The following is an 18,109-nucleotide window of genomic DNA, read 5'->3' on the forward strand; positions in this document are numbered from 1 at the left end:
CCGACGCCGTTATCGATAGCGCGTCGGGGCTGAAGCCCCTCCCACGACGGTTGACGACACGGCCGCCATACGCGATGGGGCAGGGCGCATGGCCCTGCCGCCGCGGCGCGCTAGCTCAACCGGCCAGCTTGCCGAAGATGCGGAATCCCGCCAGCCACACCCCGACCATGCTGCCGAGGTTGGTCAGCAGGAAGGTCAGCACCACCCGCGAGACGCGGTTGCGGTACCAGCCGCGCAGGTTCTGCGCGTCGTCGCGCAGCGCCAGGAAGTCGCCGTAGGCCGGCTTGCGCATGTGCACCTCGACCAGCGCGCTGAACGCACCGGCCGGCACGCCGGGCCGAAACGGCTTCAGCGGCGCGGCGATGGCGCCGGCGACGATGCTCAGCGGATGGCCGCCGGCCAGCAGGCAGCCGAGCCCGGCCAGGCCGCCGGTGAACAGCACCCACTGCAGCAGCAAGTCCGTGCCCAGCGCGAAGCCGCCGCGCCAGTAGCCCCAGGCCACGCCGCCCAGCACCAGCGCAGTCAGGGTCAGGGTGATCCACGGAACCTTTTTCTTGGTCGGCACGTCTTCCAGCGTCTTGCGCAGCGTGGCCGGATCGTCCTGATCGTCCTGCAGGTGCCTGGCCAGGCCGGCCAGATGACCGGCACCGACCACCGCCAGCACGTCGCGGATGCCGTCGGCACGTGCGCTGTCGAGATAGTCCAGGGTCGCGATCGGCGTCTGGCCGGGCGCGGCCCGCTGCGCGTGTTCCTCGCGCAGGCGGGTGGCCATGTAGCGGTCGCGCTCGGCGATGATGGTGTCGTACAGCGCCGGGCTTTCGCTGGCGAAGTCGCCGAAGCTGGCCTCGAGCATGTCGCCCTGCTTGAGCTTCTCGATCTCCGCCTCGCCGACCTCGTCGGAGGCGAACAGGCCGCCGAGCAGGCCGCTGCCGAGCTTGAGTTTGCCGAAGAAACCGAGCCGGCCGGAGGCGCGCTTGAAGGTCAGTCCGACCTCGCGGTCGATCAGGAACACCGGCAGCTGCCGCTCGCGCGCCAACAGCACTGCGCGCTTGAGTTCGGCGCCGGGTTCGATGCCCAACTGCTCGGCCAGGCGCCGCTGGTAGGCGGCCAGCGCCAGGTTCGCCGCGAACAGCGCCACCCGGCCCTTGCGGATCACCTGCACCAGGTCCAGCTTGGTCAGCGCGTCCGGGTCGGTCAGCGCCTGCAGCCGTTGCGGGTCCAGCTCCACCGCGACCGCATCGAAGCGGCCGCTGTCGATCGCCCGTTCCACGGCGGCGACGCTGGCCAGCGACACATGCGCGGTGCCGAGCAGGGTATAGCGCACGCCGTCGCGCTCGACGATGCGGTACGGCTGGCCAGCGAACAGGGCGTCGTCGCCGGCCTGGGAAAGTTCGTTCATTCCATCACTCATCGGAGGGCGCCTCGTCGGCGCCGGAGCCCAGCGGGCGTTGCATCTGTAGGGTGTCCAGCCAGCGGCCATGCTTGCGGCCGAGTCCGGTGAATACGCCGACCGGGATGAAGCCATGGCGTTCGTGCAGGCGGATCGAGGCCTGGTTGGTCGAGTCGCCGATCACCGCCACCATCTGCCGGAAGCCGCGCGCCTCGCAGTCCGCGATCAGCGCCTGCAGCAGCGCCGTACCGATCCCGCGGCCGTGCAGCGCCGGCGCCACGTAGATCGTGTCCTCCACCGTCCAGCGGTAGCCGATGCGAGCGCGGTAGCTGCTCGCGTAGGCATAGCCGGCGAGGCGGCCGTCGGCGGTCTGCGCGATCAGATAGGGGTAGCCGCGTGCGACGACGTCCTGCATCCGCCGCAGCATTTCCGCCTGGTCCGGCGCATCGTACTCGTAGGTATTGACGTTGCAGCGCACCTCGTCGGCGTACAGCGCGGCGATCGCGGCAATGTCGGCGGCCTCGGCGGCACGCAGCTGCAGGTCGTCCAAGAGGCGGCTCAATCGATGTAGCGCTTCAGCAGATCGCCATAGGCGTCGATGCGGCGGTCGCGCAGGAACGGCCAGATCCGCCGCACGTGCTCGCTGCGCTGCAGGTCCACGTCGCAGACCAGCACGGTCGGTTCGGCGCCGGCTTCGGCGATGAATTCGCCCTGCGGGCCGAGCACGTGGCTGTTGCCCCAGAACTGGATACCGGCCGCGCCCACCACGCCATCGGCAGCCAGCGGCGAGGCTTCGTGGCCGACCCGGTTGCAGCTGAGCACCGGCACGCCGTTGGCGACGGCATGGCCGCGATGGCTGAGGATCCAGGCGTCGCGCTGGCGCTCCTGCTCGGCCTGCGCGTCGCTGGGATCCCAGCCGATCGCGGTCGGATACAGCAGCAGTTCGGCACCGGCCAGCGCCATCAGCCGCGCCGCTTCCGGATACCACTGGTCCCAGCACACCAGCACGCCGAGGCGGCCGACCGAGGTCTGGATCGGGGCGAAGCCGAGATCGCCCGGGGTGAAGTAGAACTTCTCGTAGAAGCCCGGATCGTCCGGAATATGCATCTTGCGGTACTTGCCGAGCAGGCTGCCGTCCTTCTCGAACACCACCGCGGTGTTGTGGTACAGGCCGGCGGCGCGGCGCTCGAACAGCGAGGCGACCAGCACCACGCCATGGCGCCTGGCCAGCGCGCCGAGGCGCTCGGTGCTGGGGCCGGGAATCGGCTCGGCCAGATCGAATTCGTCCACCGACTCGTGCTGGCAGAAGTAGGCGCCGTTGTGCAGTTCCTGCAGCAGCACCAGCTGCGCGCCCTGCGCCGCGGCCTCGGCCACGCGCGATTCGATGACCGCCAGATTCGCCGCGGCATCGCCATGGTTGCGCTCCTGGATCAGCGCGACGGAAAGAGTGTTTCGGCTCATTGCGGAAGGATGGTCGGCGAAAGCGCGCATGGTAACGCGGATGGCGCCGCGGCAGGTTCCCGGCAGATGAATGCCGCCCGGCGCGGCGTGGCGATGTTCCCGGGCGGCATGGCGTGGAGGCGCGAGCGCCGTGCGGTGCCGAATGCGGTGCGTTGTCCAGGTTCCGCAGAGGGGGTATGAATGCCGGCGTTCTGTCGCCATCGCCGCCTCGGGAGCGGAGTCCTCCGGCGGCGCGGATGGCGATGCCTGCGGGGCGGTGCGACCTGGCGAAAGCCTGCAGTCGCTCCCGCGCGCCTTCGATCAGCGAACGCGGATCAGGCCGCCAGTACGCCCTCGGGCAGCTGCATGGTGATGCAGTGCAGGCTGCCGTTCTGCCAGATCAGCGCGCGGCACGGGATCGGCACGATGTCGTGCTGCGGGAACGCCTGCGCCATCACCGCCTGCGCCTGCGCATCGGCCGCATCGCCATAGGCCGGCATCAGCACCGCGCCGTTGACGATCAGGAAGTTGGCGTAGGACGCGGCCAGGCGCCGGCCGTGGTCGATCACCGGCTGCGCCCACGGCAGCGGGAACAGCCGGTACGGGCGACCGTCGGCGGTGCGCAGCGCCGCCAGTTCGGCGCCCATCGCCTGCAGTTCGGCGTAGTGCGAATCGCTCGCGTCGTCGCAGGCCTGGTAGACGATCGCGTCTTCGCTGGCGAAGCGGGCGAGGGTATCGATATGCGCGTCGGTGTCGTCGCCTTCCAGGTAGCCGTGGTCCAGCCACAGCACGCGCTGCTGCGCCAGCCAGTCGGCCAGGTCGCGGCTCAGCGATTCGCGCGAGCGCTGCGGATGGCGTTCGTGCAGGCACTGCCAGGTGGTCAGCAGGGTGCCGGCGCCGTCGCTGTCGATCGCGCCGCCTTCCAGCGCGAAATCGATGCTGCGCACATCGCTGTCCGCAAACAGCTGCTGCGCGGCGAGCGCGCTGACCAATTGGTCGTCGCGGCTGGCCTGGAACTTGCCGCCCCAGCCGGTGAAACGGAAGTCCAGCAAGCGGAAACCGCCGCCGGCGCGGGCCAGGGTGATCGGGCCGGAATCGCGCAGCCAGGTGTCGTCGTAGTCGGCCTCGACGAACTGCACGCGCTGCATGTCCACCCGCGCCGAGCGCAGCCGCGCCTCGGCATAGATCTGCAGGTCGGCATCGGCGACGCAGATCAGCACGCGCTGGTAGCGCACGATCGCCGCGACCAGCGCGATATAGGTCTCCTCGACCTCGGCCAGGCGCTCGGCCCAGTCGGTGCCGGCATGCGGCCAGGCGATCAGGATGGCGGACTGGGGCTCCCATTCCGCGGGAAGGCGAAGGCTGTCGCTCATTGCAGACCACTACTCACGTCGTACCGGACCGAAGCCAGGCTGTTATTTAAGTCCCCGCACATGGATGTGCGGGCTTTTGAAGGATTCGCAGACATCGGGCTCTTGCGAAGGGACTCGCATCCCGACTCGCATCACCGAATCGCAGGCTTGGGCCCAACCTCGTTGGCATCGGCCTGGTTGGCGACCACGTCCACCACCTTGTGCTTCTCGAAGTACACGGTGAAGGCCGGATACACCCAGCGGTTGATGGTCGGCCACTGCCGCTTCTGTCCGCCGCGCGGTTCCAGCTTCTGCTGCGGGGCGCCGTAGCGCGACTCGACCTCGCCCATGCTCAGCCCGCGCGCCGGCATCGCCGCCACGGGTTCCTGCTTGACCCGTTCGACCAGCAGGGTCTCGGCGTGGGCGCCCCCGGCCAGGCCCAGGACGACCAGCAGCGGCAGTACGGACAGACGGTGCTTCATCACGGTGTGCTCCCCAGAGGACGAACGGCGATTACAGCAAATTTCGGCAACAAAAAACCGCCCGAAGGCGGCTTTCGTCGATGACCCGCAACCGTGCGCGCGGTGCCGCAGGGCGGGCCGTCGTCGGATCAGCGCTGGCGAGCCTTGAAACGCGGGTTCGACTTGCAGATCACGAAAACCTTGCCGCGGCGGCGGACCACCTTGCAGTCGCGGTGACGGGTCTTCGCCGACTTCAGGGAGGACAGGACTTTCATGGCACACCTCGGCGTAAACTTGTGGATTAGAGAAGGAAACGGCGCGGCGAAACCACGTCGCTGGATCAGTAAGCCGGCGAGTATAGCCTGGTTTTCTTCATGGTTTCAACTGCTTGCGCCAGCCAGGCCGGCGCCGGGGCTACAATGCGCCGCCCCCCGTCCGAGGAACCGCATGAACGACCCCGCTCCCGTCCTGACCATCGATGGCCCTTCCGGGGCCGGCAAAGGCACCGTCAGTCGCATCGTCGCCGGCAAGCTGGGCTGGCATTACCTGGATTCGGGCGCACTGTACCGGGCGGTCGGCGTGGCCGCCAGCTGGGCGAACCTGGACATTTCCGACGCCGCGGCGCTGGTGCGCTGCACCTTCGATACCCATGTCACCTTCGAGGACGTGGCCGGTCGCGGCCTGCGGGTCAGGATCAACGAGGTCGACGCCACCGACGAGCTGCGGCTGGAGACCACCGGCGCGGTGGCCTCGGCGATCGCCGCGATTCCGGAGGTGCGCGCGGCGCTGAAGCAGCGCCAGCGCGCGTTCCGGCGCCCGCCGGGGCTGGTCGCCGACGGCCGCGACATGGGCACGGTGATTTTCCCGGACGCCCCGTACAAGGTGTTCCTGACCGCCAGTGCCGAGGAGCGCGCCATGCGCCGGCATAACCAGTTGAAGGAAAAAGGAGTTTCCGTTATATTCGACGACCTGCTGCGCGAGATCATGGCCCGCGACGCACGCGATGCCCAACGTTCGGTGGCGCCCCTGAAGCCGGCAGACGATGCCGTCCTCCTCGACACCACCGGCATGGACATCGAACAGGTGGTCGGCCGCGTCCTGGACTTGCTGCCCGCCTGAGGGTCGCGCCGGGAGTAGGGCAGCAGCACGGCGCCGCTTCCGCGGCGTGCAGGCGATGTACCCGCAATCCGCTTCACGTAATGCCGCAATACCGTTGTTCCACGCGCCGCCGCGCAATGTCGCGCTGCGGTTTTTCCCATTTCACACCCGGCCGCGGTTTGGGCCGACTAACCAGGTGGGCAGTCCGCCGTTTCCAGAAGAAACGCACTGTCCGTGTGTCCACGAGAGTAATTTCAAATGACCGAATCTTTTGCCGAACTGTTCGAAGCCAGTCAAACCAATCTGGCCAAGCTGAAGCCGGGCTCCATCGTCACCGGTACCGTCGTGGAAGTCCGCGGCGACGTGGTGGTGATCAACGCCGGCCTGAAGTCCGAAGGCATCGTGCCGATCGAACAGTTCCGTAACGACGCTGGCGAGATCGACGTCGCCGAAGGCGACCTGGTCAAGGTCGCCCTCGACTCGCTCGAGAACGGCTTCGGCGAAACCGTGTTGTCGCGCGAGAAGGCCAAGCGCGCGATGGTGTGGGACGAGCTGGAAGAAGCGTTGGAAAAGAACGAGACCATCACCGGCCGCATCAGCGGCAAGGTCAAGGGTGGTTTCACCGTGGACATCAAGGATGTCCGCGCGTTCCTGCCGGGTTCGCTGGTCGATGTGCGCCCCGTGCGCGACCCGGCCTACCTGGAAGGCAAGGAGCTGGAGTTCAAGCTCATCAAGCTGGACCGCAAGCGCAACAACGTGGTGGTCTCGCGTCGTGCCGTGGTCGAGAGCGAGCACTCGGAAGAGCGCGAGCAGCTGATGGACAAGCTGCAGGAAGGCGCGATCCTGAAGGGCGTGGTCAAGAACCTGACCGATTACGGCGCGTTCGTGGACCTGGGCGGCATCGACGGTCTGCTGCACATCACCGACATGGCCTGGAAGCGCGTGCGCCATCCGTCCGAAGTCGTCAACGTCGGCGACGAGCTGGACGTGCGCGTGCTGAAGTTCGACCGCGAGCGCAACCGCGTTTCGCTGGGTCTGAAGCAGCTGGGCGAGGATCCGTGGGACAACATCGCGCGTCGTTACCCGGCCAACAGCCGCGTGTACGGCAAGGTCTCCAACGTCACCGATTACGGCGCGTTCGTCGAGATCGAGCCGGGCGTGGAAGGCCTGGTGCACGTGTCGGAAATGGATTGGACCAACAAGAACGTCAACCCGTCCAAGGTCGTGCAGGTCGGCGACGAGGTCGAGGTCATGGTCCTGGACGTGGACGAGGAGCGTCGCCGCATCTCGCTGGGCATGAAGCAGGTCGCCGCCAATCCGTGGGAAACCTTCGCTGCCACCCACAAGAAGAACGACAAGGTGTCCGGCCAGATCAAGTCGATCACCGACTTCGGCATCTTCATCGGCCTGGACGGCGGCATCGACGGCCTGGTGCACCTGTCGGACATCAGCTGGAACACCACCGGCGAAGACATCGTGCGCAACTTCAAGAAGGGCGACACGCTGGAAGCGGTGGTGCTGGCGGTGGACCCGGAGCGCGAGCGCATCAGCCTGGGCGTCAAGCAGCTGGAGCAGGATCCGTTCGGCCAGTACATGGCGGCCAATCCGAAGGGTTCGAAGGTCGAGGGCGTGGTGCGTGAAGTGGACGCCAAGGGCGCCACCATCGACCTGGCCGACGGCATCGAGGGCTACGTCGCCGCGCGCGACATCGCCAACGAGCGCGTCGACGATGCGACCCAGCACCTGAAGGTCGGCGACAAGATCGAAGCCAAGTTCGTGGGCATGGACCGCAAGGGCCGCACCCTGCAGCTGTCGATCAAGGCCAAGGACGATGCCGAAATGCGCGAAGTGCTGGAGGAATACCAGTCCGCGTCGGGCGGCACCACCCAGCTGGGCGCGCTGCTGCGTGCGCAGTTGAACGGCAACAAGTCCGAGTAATCCGCCACACGCAGCGTTTCTGGCACGGCCCGGTCGATCCGGGCCGTGCCGGGTTGCGACCCCACCGCACGAATCCGAATGACCAAGTCCGAACTGATCGAAATCCTGGCGCGCAAGCAGGCGCATCTGAAGGCGGACGACGTCGATCTGGCGGTGAAATCGCTGTTGGAAATGATGGGCAGCGCGCTGTCCGGCGGAGACCGCATCGAGATCCGCGGTTTCGGCAGTTTTTCCCTGCATTACCGGCCGCCGCGCCTGGGACGCAATCCCAAGACCGGCGAATCCGTCGCGCTTCCCGGCAAGCACGTGCCGCATTTCAAGCCCGGCAAGGAATTGCGCGAACGCGTCAGCGGCGTCGTTCCGGTCGAGTCCGACACGCCCTGATACACCCCCGAGCCTGCGTCGTCGCGTCCGGACTTTCCCGGAACCCGCGCCTGTTCGGCTAATCTAGTGTCTCCCGACGCTGGAGAGCTTCATGAAAATTGCCCGTCTGCTGATATTGCTGGTGTTCCTGCTGGCCGGTCTGGTCATCGGATCGCTGAATTCGCAGCAGATCGTCATCAATTTCGGTGTCGCCGGCATCAACACCACCTCCGGCATCGCCATCATCGTTTCGCTGTTCGCCGGCGTGGTGATCGGCGCGGCGCTGGTGCTGGCCACGTTGGTGATCCCGCTGTACGCCAAGCTGCGCCGCGCCAACAAGGCCGCGATCGCTGCTGCCGCACCGGTCGTCGCACCGGTACCGACCTATACCCCGCCTGTGGACGGACGCTGATCTTCGATGGACTTCCTGACCGAGTGGTTCTGGTTCTTCCTGTTCCTGCCGCTGGCGGCGCTGAGCGGATGGGTGATCGGCCGCCGCGGTGGCCAGCGCCACGGCGACACGCAGGTCAGCCGGCTTTCCAGCACGTATTTCCGCGGCCTGAACTACCTGCTCAACGAAGAGCCGGACAAGGCGATCGAGCTGTTCCTGCACATCGCCGAGCTGGACAAGGAAACCTTCGAGACCCAGGTCGCGCTCGGTCACCTGTTCCGCCGCCGCGGTGAAGTCGACCGCGCGATCCGCCTGCACCAGGGGCTGGTGCAACGCGCCGATCTCAGCGATCCGCAGCGCGTGCAGGCCTTGCTGGCGCTGGGCGAGGACTATATGAAATCCGGCCTGCTGGACCGGGCCGAGACCGTGTTCACCGAGCTGGCGCAGATCGACCAGCGCGCGCCGCAGGCGCTCAAGCACCTGATCGGCATCTACCAGGCCGAGCGCGACTGGGAAAAGGCGATCGACAACGCCACCCGCTACGAAGACGTGACCGGCGAGCCGATGGGCAAGCTGATCGCGCAGTTCGAATGCGAGCTGGCCGATCGCTATCGCGCATCCGGCAAGCCCGAGCTGGCACGCTCGGCGATCGCGCGCGCCTACCAGGCCGACGCCACCTCGGTGCGCGCCGGCATCCTGGAAGGGCGCATCGACGTGGACGACGGCAACGACGAGGCCGCGATCCGCGCCTTCGAACGTGCCGCGCGGCACGATCCGGACTACCTGCCGGAGATCATGCCGGCGCTGATGGATTGCTATCGTCGCCGCGGCAACGATCTCAGCGGCGCGCGCGCCTTCCTGTCGGAAATGACCGAGCACTATCGCGGCATCGCCCCGGTGCTGGCGCTGACCCGGTTGATGGAGTCGCAGGAAGGCGTGTCTGCGGCGCGCGCCTATCTCGGGCGGCAGCTGAAGGATCGGCCGTCGGTCCGCGGCGAGTCGGCGTTGATCGACCTGACCCTGGCCGAGGGCGCCGATTCCACCGCCACCCTGCAGGACCTGAAGCACATCACCGACCAGTTGCTGGTGCGCAATCCCAGCTACCGCTGCACGCGCTGCGGCTTCGGCGCGCGCACCCATCACTGGCAATGCCCGAGCTGCAAGGAGTGGGGCACGGTCAAGCCCTTGCTCAACTACGCGGTGGTGTAGATGCAGCTGGCAGGGTGGGCGCCGCTCGCCGCGCTGGCGACGTTCAGCGCGGTCGCGACCTGGTTGTCGCGCCGCTATGCCCTCAAGCGCAAGCTGATGGACGCGCCCGGCGAGCGGCGCAGCCATACGGTGGCGACGCCGCGCGGCGGCGGCGTGGCGATCGTGGCCACGGTGCTGGCGGCGTGCGCGTATGCGGCGGCGCTTTGGCCGCAGCAGGGCATGGCCATCGCGGCGTTCGCTGCCGGACTGGCGCTGGTCGCCGGCATCGGCTGGTGGGACGATCACCGCCCGCTGTCGGCCGCACTGCGGCTGCTGGTGCATGCGCTGGCCGCCACGTTGCTGGCCGGACTTGTCTACCGATTGCACCAGAATCCCTGGCTGACCGCGTTGACCTGGCTGGCGACGATCTCGCTGATCAACATCTGGAACTTCATGGACGGCATCAATGGCTTGGCGACCAGCCAGGCGATGCTGGTGGCGCTGGGTTTCGCCGTCCTGTTGCCCGCGCCGCTGCGCTGGCCGTGCTGGGTGCTGATCGTGGCCTGTGCCGGCTTCCTGCCGTTCAACTATCCGCGGGCGCGTATCTTCCTCGGCGATGTCGGCAGTGGCGCGTTGGGGTATCTGGTCGCCACGCTGTTCGCGCTGTGCAATGTTGCGACCAAGCTCACGCCATGGTTGCTGTTGATACCAATATCCGCGTTCGCCATCGACGCAGGCTTCACGCTGCTGTCGCGCATGCTCGCCGGCGAACGCTGGTGGCAACCGCATGCGCAACATTTTTACCAGCGTTGGGTACATACAGGCAGGAGCCACACGGTTGTGACCTTCGCCTATGCCCTGTTCAGCATTGTCGCGATTACAATCGCCTGGTTCGGTGGAACGCTGCGCACCGGGGGGCAGGTGGGGTTGGCGTTTGCCTGGTACCTCTCGGCGAGCGCGCTTTGGCTGACTTTGCGCAAGGGATTGCGCTGAACTCTCATGGATAACTGATGCTTTCGATCCGCGACCGCTTTACCGAGCTGTTCCCCAAGGCCTCCGTGGTCGTGCACGATCTGGTGATCGTCTGGATCTGCTGGCAGCTGCTGCATGCGGCGCGCTACACGATGCTGCCCGGCGAGCATCCGCTGCCGTTCTGGAATCTCAATACCGCCATCGTGCTGTTGGCGCAGGGCCTGGTGTTCTGGAAGGTCGGGCTGTATCGCGGACTATGGCGCTTCGCCAGCGTTCCGGACTTGCTGAACATCTTCAAGGCCAGCTTCTATGGGCTGGTCGCGATCGTGCTGGGGCTGGCGTACAGCCGCTTCGACTCCATTCCGCTGTCGGTGCTGATGGTGTACCCGTTCGCGCTGTCGGCGCTGCTCGGCGCGCCGCGGTTGTTGTACCGCGCATGGAAGGACTACCAGATCGCGCATTCGGACGAGACCGCGCGGCGCGTGCTGATCGTCGGCGCCGGCCGTGCGGCCGAGGCGCTGGTGCGCGACCTGCGTCGTTCGGGCGCTTATAACCCGGTCGGCTACCTCGACGACGCCGGCCATCTGCATGGCGCCAAGCTGCAGGGCCTGCCGATTCTGGGCCGGATCGACGAAGCCGGCGCGATCGCCAAGGAAACCGCGGCCAAGCTGCTGGTCATCGCGATCCCGTCGCTGGACGCGGCCGGCATGCAGCGGGTGGTGGCGATCTGCGAAAGCACCGGGCTGCCGTTCCGCACCGTGCCGCGCCTGCTCGACGTGCTCGAAGGCCACTATCTGCCGGGCGAACTGAAGGAGGTCGCGATCGAGGACCTGCTCGGGCGCAAGCCGGTGACCCCGGACTGGAAGTTGATCAAGGGCTGGTTGTCCGGGCGCACGGTCATGGTGACCGGCGCCGGCGGTTCGATCGGTTCGGAGTTGTGCCGCCAGTGCGCGCGCCATGGCGCGCGCAAGGTGGTGCTGCTGGAGATCGACGAGCTGGCGCTGATCACCATCCATGCCGATCTGCACCGCACCTTCCCCGACCTGGAGATCGAGTGCGTGCTCGGCGACTGCGGCGATCCGGCCGTGACCCGCCATGCGATGCGCATCGCCGAGCCGGATGCGGTGTTCCATGCCGCGGCCTACAAGCAGGTGCCGCTGCTGGAGCGGCAGTTCCGCGAGGCGGTCCGCAACAACGTGCTGGCCACCGAGAACGTGGCCCGCGCCTGCGTCGCCGCCAAGGTCTCGACCTTCGTGTTCATCTCCACCGACAAGGCGGTGAATCCGGTCAACGTGCTCGGCGCCTCCAAGCGCTATGCCGAGATGGTGTGCCAGTCGCTGGACGACCAGACGGTGGGCACGCGCTTCGTCACCGTGCGCTTCGGCAATGTGCTCGATTCGGCCGGCAGCGTGGTGCCGTTGTTCCGCGAGCAGATCCGCCAGGGCGGCCCGGTCACCGTGACCGATCCGCAGGTGACCCGCTATTTCATGACCATTCCCGAGGCCTGCCAGCTGATCGTGCAGGCCGCTGCGTCGGCTTCGCACGGCGCGATCTACACGCTGGACATGGGCGAGCCGGTGCCGATCCGCCTGCTCGCCGAGCAGATGATCCGCCTGGCCGGCAAACAACCCGGCCGCGACATCGCGATCGTCTATACCGGGCTGCGCCCGGGCGAGAAGCTGCACGAGACCTTGTTCTACTCCGACGAGAACTATCGGCCCACCTCGCATCCGAAGATCCTGGAGGCCGGCGCGCGCAGTTTCTCGCGCGAGAACGTGCTGCAGGGACTGCAGCAGCTGCGCGCGGCGGTGGCCGAATACGACAGCGACGCGATCGAGAAATTGCTGCGCACCACCATGCCCGAATTCGCGCCGCTGCGACAACAAGCCGGTCAGGATAGCTCGGCTACAATCGTCCCATTCCCCGCACGCGAGGCCAGAAGGCTCTGATGAGCAAGAGAATCCGCAAAGCAGTTTTTCCGGTTGCAGGTCTGGGTACCCGCTTCCTTCCCGCCACCAAGACGGTGCCCAAGGAAATGCTGCCGATCATCGATCGGCCGTTGATCCAGTACGCGGTGGACGAGGCGATCGAGGCCGGTTGCGACACCCTGATCTTCGTCACCAACCGCTACAAGCACGCGGTTGCGGATTACTTCGACAAGGCCTACGAGCTGGAGCAGAAGCTCGAGCGCGCCGGCAAGCTCGAGCAGCTGGAACTGGTGCGCCATGTGCTGCCCAACGGCGTGCGCGCGATCTTCGTGACCCAGGCCGAAGCGCTCGGCCTCGGCCATGCGGTGCTGTGCGCCAAGCCGATCATCGGCGACGAGCCGTTCGCGGTGCTGCTGCCCGACGATCTGATCTGGAACCGCGGTCCGGGCGCGCTGGCGCAGATGGCCGACGTGGCCGAGCGCTCCGGCGCCAGCGTGATCGCGGTGCAGGACGTGCCGCACGAGAGCACCGGCAGCTATGGCATCGTCGCCACCGAGGCGTTCGACGGCAGCGAAGGCAAGATCACCGCGATCGTCGAGAAGCCCAAGCCGGCCGATGCGCCGAGCGACCTGGCCGTGGTCGGCCGCTACGTGCTCAGCTCCAAGATCTTCGATCTGCTGGAAAAGACCGTACCGGGCGCCGGCGGCGAGATCCAGTTGACCGATGCGATCGCCGCGCTGATCGAGAGCGATCCGGTGCATGCGTACCGTTTCGAGGGGACCCGCTTCGACTGCGGTACCCATATCGGCCTGATCGAGGCGACCATCCGCTATGCGCTGGACCACGAAAAGCTGAGCAAGCCGGCGCAGGACATGATGCGTCGCGCCCTGGCCGACGTGGACGCCGGCGGCAAGTAAACGCGGCAACGCTGCCGGAGCGCGCGGGTCTGCCGCGTCGCGTACGGGGTTCGGCAGCGCGAACCGCCGCGCAAGAAAAAGGGCAGCCTAGGCTGCCCTTTTTCGTGGTCGAGGCGAGGCGTTCAGAGCGCTTCGATGATGCCCGCCGCCCCCATGCCGGTGCCGATGCACATGGTGACCATGCCGTACTTCTGCTGGCGGCGGCGCAGGCCGTGCACCAACGTGGCGGTGCGGATCGCGCCGGTGGCGCCGAGCGGATGGCCGAGCGCGATCGCGCCGCCGAGCGGGTTGACCTTGGACGGGTCCAGGCCGCTGTCGCGGATCACCGCCAGCGACTGCGCGGCGAAGGCCTCGTTGAGCTCGATCCAGTCGATCTGGTCCTTGCTCAGCCCGGCCTGCTTGAGCGCCTTCGGAATCGCCGCGATCGGACCGATGCCCATCACTTCCGGGCGCACGCCGGCGACCGAGAAGCTGACGAAGCGGGCGAGGGGAGTCAGGCCGTAGTCCTTGATCGCCTGCTCGGAGGCCAGCAGCACCGCGCCGGCGCCGTCGCTCATCTGCGAGGAGTTGCCGGCGGTGACGCTGCCGCCGAACTGGCCGTTGCGGAACACCGGGCGCAGCTTGGCCAGGCCTTCGATCGAGCTGTCCGGGCGCGGGCCCTCGTCGGTGTCGACCAGGCGCTTGCGCAGCGCGATGACGTTGCCGGCCAGGTCGGGCTGGTGCGACAGGATCTCGTACGGGGTGATCTCGTCGCGGAACTCGCCGGCGGCGATCGCGGCGATGGCCTTCTGGTGCGAGGCGAGCGCGAACGCGTCCTGGTCCTCGCGCGACACCTTCCATTCCTCGGCCACCTTCTCGGCGGTGATGCCCATGCCGTAGGCGATGGCGACGTGGTCGTCGGCGAACACGCTCGGCGACAGCGCGACCTTGTTGCCCATCATCGGCACCATCGACATCGACTCGGTGCCGCCGGCCAGCATCAGGTCGGCGTTGCCCAGGCGGATCTGGTCCGCGGCCAGCGCCACGGCCTGGATGCCGGAGGAGCAGAAGCGGTTGATGGTCTGTCCGGCGACCGAATTCGGCAGCCCGGCCAGCAGCACGCCGATGCGCGCCACGTTCATGCCTTGCTCGCCCTCGGGCATCGCGCAGCCGATGATCGCATCGTCGATGCGCGAGGGGTCGATGCCCGGCGCCTGCGCGACCACTGCGCGCAACACGTGCGCCAGCATGTCGTCCGGACGGGTATTGCGGAACACGCCCTTGGGCGCCTTGCCGACCGGGGTACGGGTGGCGGCGACGATGTAGGCTTCCTGGATCTGTTTGCTCATGGCTTTCTCCGAAAGCCGGGATTGGGGATTCGGGATTGGGGATTCGTCAAAGCGAATCCCGGTGCCCGAATGTACTTGTGCCCGGCGGATGAATTGTTGGAGGGAATCGTTGGCGAGATGGGGAGTCGCTGTTGCGAATCCCCAATCCCAAATCCCGAATCTCAGTTCCTAAGCGGCTTACCCGTCTTGAGCATGTGCCCAATCCGCGCCTGGGTCTTTTCCTGCTGGGCCAGTTCGACGAAGTGCTTGCGCTCGAGCTTGAGCAGCCATTCCTCGTCCACCAGCGCGCCGCGGTCGACTTCGCCGCCGCACAGCACGGTGGCGATGCGGGTGGCGATCTCGTAGTCGTACTCGCTGATGAAGCGGCCTTCCAGCATGTTGACCAGCAGCATCTTGAAGGTGGCGATGCCGACGTCGCCGGCGACCTGGATGCGGCGGGCGGGCAGCGGCGGGCGGTAGCCGCTCTCGGCCAGCGCGCGCGCTTCGGCCTTGGCGATGTACAGCGCCTCGTAGCTGTTGAACACGACCTTGTCGGTGCCGCGCAGCAGGCCCAGTTCCTTGGCGTTGACCGCCGAGGTGGAGACCTTGGCCATCGCCACGGTCTCGAAGGTCTTCTTCAGCTCGGCGAACACGTCGCCGCCGGGGCCGGCCGCCTGCGAGGCGCGCACCGCGATCTCCTTCAGGCCGCCGCCGGCCGGCAGCAGGCCGACGCCGGCCTCGACCAGGCCGATGTAGCTCTCCAGCGCGGCCACGGTCTTGGCGCTGTGCATCTGGAATTCGCATCCGCCGCCCAGGGCCAGGCCGCGCACCGCCGCGACCACCGGCACCAGCGAATACTTGATGCGCTGGCTGGTGGCCTGGAAGTTGGCGACCATCGCCTCGAACGCATCGACCTTGCCGGCCTGCAGCAGGCCCAGCGCGCCGGCCAGGTCGGCGCCGGCGGAGAAGGGCTCCTTGTGCTGCCACAGCACCAGGCCCTTGAAGTCCTTCTCGGCGCGGCCGACCGCTTCCTGCAGGCCGTCGAGCACCTGGTCGGAGACGGTGTTCATCTTGGTCTTGAAGCTGACCACGGCGATGTCGTCGCCGTCGTGCCACAGGCGCAGGCCGTCGTTCTCGAACACGGTCTCGCCCGGGGCGAACTTCTCGCCCAGCAGCGGATCGGGGAAGCGCTGGCGCTGGTACACCGGCAGCGCCGAGCGCGGCAGTTTGGCGTTGCGCGCCGGGCTGTAGCTGCCCTCGGCGGCATGCATGCCGTCGCGGCCGTCGAACACCCAGTCCGGCAGCGGCGCGCTGGACATGGCCTTGCCGGCGACGATGTCGTCGGCGATCCACTGCGCCACCTGCTTCCAGCCGGCGGCCTGCCAGGTCTCGAACGGGCCCAGCGACCAGCCGTAGCCCCAGCGGATCGCCAGGTCCACGTCGCGCGCGGTCTCGGCGATGTCGGCCAGGTGGTAGGCGCTGTAGTGGAACAGGTCGCGGAATGTCGCCCACAGGAACTGCGCCTGCGGGTGCTGGCTCTCGCGCAGCTTGGCGAACTTCTCCGCCGGGTTCTTGATCTTCAGGATCTCGACCACTTCCGGCGCCGCGCTGCGGTCGGCCGGACGGTAGTCCTGCTTCTCCAGGTCCAGCACCACGATGTCCTTGCCGACCTTGCGGAAGATGCCGGCGCCGACCTTCTGGCCGAGCGCGCCCTTGGCGATCAGCGCGTCCAGCCACTTCGGCGAGGCGAAGTACTGGTGCCACGGATCGTCGGGCAGGGTGTCGGCCATGGTCTTGATGACGTGGGCCATGGTGTCCAGGCCGACCACGTCGGAGGTGCGGTAGGTCGCCGACTTCGGGCGGCCCACCAGCGGGCCGGTCAGCGCGTCCACTTCGTCGAAGCCCAGGCCGGACTGCGCGGTGTGGTGGATGGTGGACAGGATCGAGAACACGCCGATGCGGTTGCCGATGAAGTTCGGGGTGTCCTTGGCATAGACCACGCCCTTGCCCAGGGTGGTGACCAGGAACGCTTCCAGGCCTTCCAGCACCGCCGCATCGGTGCCCTTGGCCGGGATCAGCTCGGCCAGGTGCATGTAGCGCGGCGGGTTGAAGAAATGCACGCCGCAGAAGCGGTGGCGCAACTGCTCGGGCAGCACGTCGGACAGCGCATTGATGCCCAGGCCGGAGGTGTTGGAGGCCAGGACCGCGTGATCGGCCACGAACGGGGCGATCTTCTTGTACAGGTCCTGTTTCCAGTCCATGCGCTCGGCGATGGCTTCGATGATCAGGTCGCAGCCGCGCAGTTGCTCCAGGCCGGACGCGTAGTTGGCCGGCGTGATCGCCTCGGCCAGCGTGGCGCTGGCGAGCGGGGCGGGGCTCAGCTTGGTCAGGTTGGCGATGGCCTTGAGCACGATGCCGTCGGGGTGGCCGTCCTTGGCGGGAAGGTCGAACAGGACGGTGTCGACGCCGGCGTTGGTCAGGTGCGCAGCGATCTGCGCGCCCATCACGCCCGCGCCCAGGACGGCGGCACGGCGGACTAGCAGGGGGTTGGACATAGCGATCAGCCTCTGTGGGTCAACGATTGCGGGATGTGGACAGAACGGTTCTTGCGAAATTACGGCGCGGAGCGGGCCAGGAAGCCCGCCTCGGCGAAACGGATGAGTTCGCGCGCGGCGTGGGCGCGATGCGCGCCTTCGCTGACGCCGGCGGGGCGCTTGATCAGGCCGAAGTCGGCCATGGCATAGGTCAGGGCGCCGGCCAGGAAGTCCAGGCGCCAGTACAGTTCTTCCTTGCTCAGTTCGGGCACGCAGACGGCGATGGCCTTGCCGAACTCGCGCAGCACGTGGCCGTAGTGGTCGGACAGGAACTGGCGCAGGCTGTCGTTCTTCTCGGCGTAGGCGCGGGCGATCACGCGCACGAAGGCGCCGCCGCTCTGGCGGTCCTGGGCCATCGCCAGCGCCGGCTCCACGAACGCCGCCAGCACCGGGCCGAGCTGGCCGGGATGCTGCCGTTGCGCGGCTTCCAGCTGCGCCAGGCGCGCGGCGGTCATCTCGTCCATGCGCCGCCGGAACACCTCATTGACCAGGTTTTCCTTGGAGCCGAAGTGGTAGTTCACCGCGGCGATGTTGACGTCGGCCTGGCTGGTGACCTGGCGCAGCGAAGTGCCGGAAAAGCCGTGCTGGGCGAACAGTTCCTCGGCCGCGCTGAGGATGCGGTCCTTGGTGGAGAAGTGCGCTTGCTTTGCCATGCGGCCGCCGGAATCAATCAAACGATTGTTTGAGTCTAGGCCTGGCATCCGGTCGCGTCATGTTGCGATGCAGCATGATTCAGCCGGCGGCCGTGCAAAGCCCGCTGCGATTGGATA

The 18,109-nt window shown here is 67.4% G+C and carries 17 protein-coding genes; 8 read left to right on the forward strand and 9 right to left on the reverse strand.

The window, feature by feature from the left end; all coding sequences use genetic code 11:
- Positions 1-115: 115 nt before the first annotated feature.
- From H9658_RS01735 to ykgO, 6 genes are all read right to left on the reverse strand, one after another.
- Positions 116-1,399 (reverse strand): TraB/GumN family protein, encoded by a 1,284-nt coding sequence (locus H9658_RS01735; RefSeq protein ID WP_191824130.1) that lies wholly within the window; start codon positions 1,397-1,399, stop codon positions 116-118.
- Positions 1,400-1,403: 4 nt separating this feature from the next.
- Complete coding sequence (locus H9658_RS01740; RefSeq protein WP_225209665.1) at positions 1,404-1,952, reverse strand: GNAT family N-acetyltransferase; 549 nt, start codon at positions 1,950-1,952, stop codon at positions 1,404-1,406.
- On the reverse strand, positions 1,949-2,851 hold the full coding sequence (locus H9658_RS01745) for a carbon-nitrogen hydrolase (protein ID WP_191824131.1): 903 nt from the start codon (positions 2,849-2,851) through the stop codon (positions 1,949-1,951). Before H9658_RS01745 ends, H9658_RS01740 begins: the two co-directional genes overlap by 4 nt.
- A gap of 314 nt (positions 2,852-3,165) precedes the next feature.
- The gene (locus H9658_RS01750; protein ID WP_191824132.1) at positions 3,166-4,203 is read right to left on the reverse strand and encodes an agmatine deiminase family protein; all 1,038 of its coding nucleotides are present in this window, start codon (positions 4,201-4,203) and stop codon (positions 3,166-3,168) included.
- 131 nt (positions 4,204-4,334) lie between these two features.
- A complete protein-coding gene (locus tag H9658_RS01755) occupies positions 4,335-4,664 on the reverse strand; it encodes a hypothetical protein (RefSeq protein ID WP_179564949.1) in 330 nt (109 codons plus the stop codon).
- Between the two features lie 128 nt (positions 4,665-4,792).
- On the reverse strand, positions 4,793-4,918 hold the full coding sequence (gene ykgO, locus H9658_RS01760) for a type B 50S ribosomal protein L36 (RefSeq protein WP_005913193.1): 126 nt from the start codon (positions 4,916-4,918) through the stop codon (positions 4,793-4,795).
- A gap of 172 nt (positions 4,919-5,090) precedes the next feature.
- Here ykgO and cmk point away from each other — a divergent pair, with 172 nt between their 5' ends.
- From cmk to galU, 8 genes are all read left to right on the forward strand, one after another.
- Positions 5,091-5,762 carry a (d)CMP kinase gene (gene cmk / locus H9658_RS01765; RefSeq protein WP_179564948.1) on the forward strand — a complete coding sequence of 224 codons (672 nt, stop codon included), beginning with the start codon at positions 5,091-5,093 and terminating at the stop codon, positions 5,760-5,762.
- 237 nt (positions 5,763-5,999) lie between these two features.
- A complete protein-coding gene (gene rpsA / locus H9658_RS01770) occupies positions 6,000-7,679 on the forward strand; it encodes a 30S ribosomal protein S1 (protein WP_179564947.1) in 1,680 nt (559 codons plus the stop codon).
- Positions 7,680-7,757: 78 nt separating this feature from the next.
- Positions 7,758-8,063 (forward strand): integration host factor subunit beta, encoded by a 306-nt coding sequence (locus H9658_RS01775; RefSeq protein WP_179564946.1) that lies wholly within the window; start codon positions 7,758-7,760, stop codon positions 8,061-8,063.
- Positions 8,064-8,154: 91 nt separating this feature from the next.
- Positions 8,155-8,454 carry a LapA family protein gene (locus H9658_RS01780; protein WP_185816297.1) on the forward strand — a complete coding sequence of 100 codons (300 nt, stop codon included), beginning with the start codon at positions 8,155-8,157 and terminating at the stop codon, positions 8,452-8,454.
- A 6-nt stretch (positions 8,455-8,460) separates the two neighbouring features.
- Positions 8,461-9,642: a lipopolysaccharide assembly protein LapB gene (gene lapB / locus H9658_RS01785; protein ID WP_179564944.1), complete on the forward strand. Its 1,182-nt coding sequence runs from the start codon at positions 8,461-8,463 to the stop codon at positions 9,640-9,642.
- Complete coding sequence (locus H9658_RS01790) at positions 9,643-10,614, forward strand: MraY family glycosyltransferase (protein WP_191824133.1); 972 nt, start codon at positions 9,643-9,645, stop codon at positions 10,612-10,614.
- 17 nt (positions 10,615-10,631) lie between these two features.
- The gene (locus H9658_RS01795; protein WP_191824134.1) at positions 10,632-12,542 is read left to right on the forward strand and encodes a polysaccharide biosynthesis protein; all 1,911 of its coding nucleotides are present in this window, start codon (positions 10,632-10,634) and stop codon (positions 12,540-12,542) included.
- A complete protein-coding gene (gene galU / locus H9658_RS01800; RefSeq protein WP_191824135.1) occupies positions 12,542-13,438 on the forward strand; it encodes a UTP--glucose-1-phosphate uridylyltransferase GalU in 897 nt (298 codons plus the stop codon). Before H9658_RS01795 ends, galU begins: the two co-directional genes overlap by 1 nt.
- Positions 13,439-13,560: 122 nt before the next feature.
- Here the strand turns inward: galU and H9658_RS01805 are convergent, their stop codons facing one another.
- From H9658_RS01805 to H9658_RS01815, 3 genes are all read right to left on the reverse strand, one after another.
- Complete coding sequence (locus tag H9658_RS01805; RefSeq protein WP_179564937.1) at positions 13,561-14,766, reverse strand: acetyl-CoA C-acyltransferase; 1,206 nt, start codon at positions 14,764-14,766, stop codon at positions 13,561-13,563.
- A gap of 161 nt (positions 14,767-14,927) precedes the next feature.
- On the reverse strand, positions 14,928-17,300 hold the full coding sequence (locus tag H9658_RS01810; protein ID WP_191824136.1) for a 3-hydroxyacyl-CoA dehydrogenase/enoyl-CoA hydratase family protein: 2,373 nt from the start codon (positions 17,298-17,300) through the stop codon (positions 14,928-14,930).
- 59 nt (positions 17,301-17,359) lie between these two features.
- Positions 17,360-17,992, reverse strand: coding sequence for a TetR/AcrR family transcriptional regulator (locus tag H9658_RS01815; protein WP_179564933.1), 633 nt, complete (start codon positions 17,990-17,992; stop codon positions 17,360-17,362).
- Positions 17,993-18,109: the final 117 nt, after the last annotated feature.

The organism is Xanthomonas bonasiae, assembly GCF_014836395.1.
In the GTDB taxonomy this organism is placed as follows: domain Bacteria; phylum Pseudomonadota; class Gammaproteobacteria; order Xanthomonadales; family Xanthomonadaceae; genus Xanthomonas_A; species Xanthomonas_A bonasiae.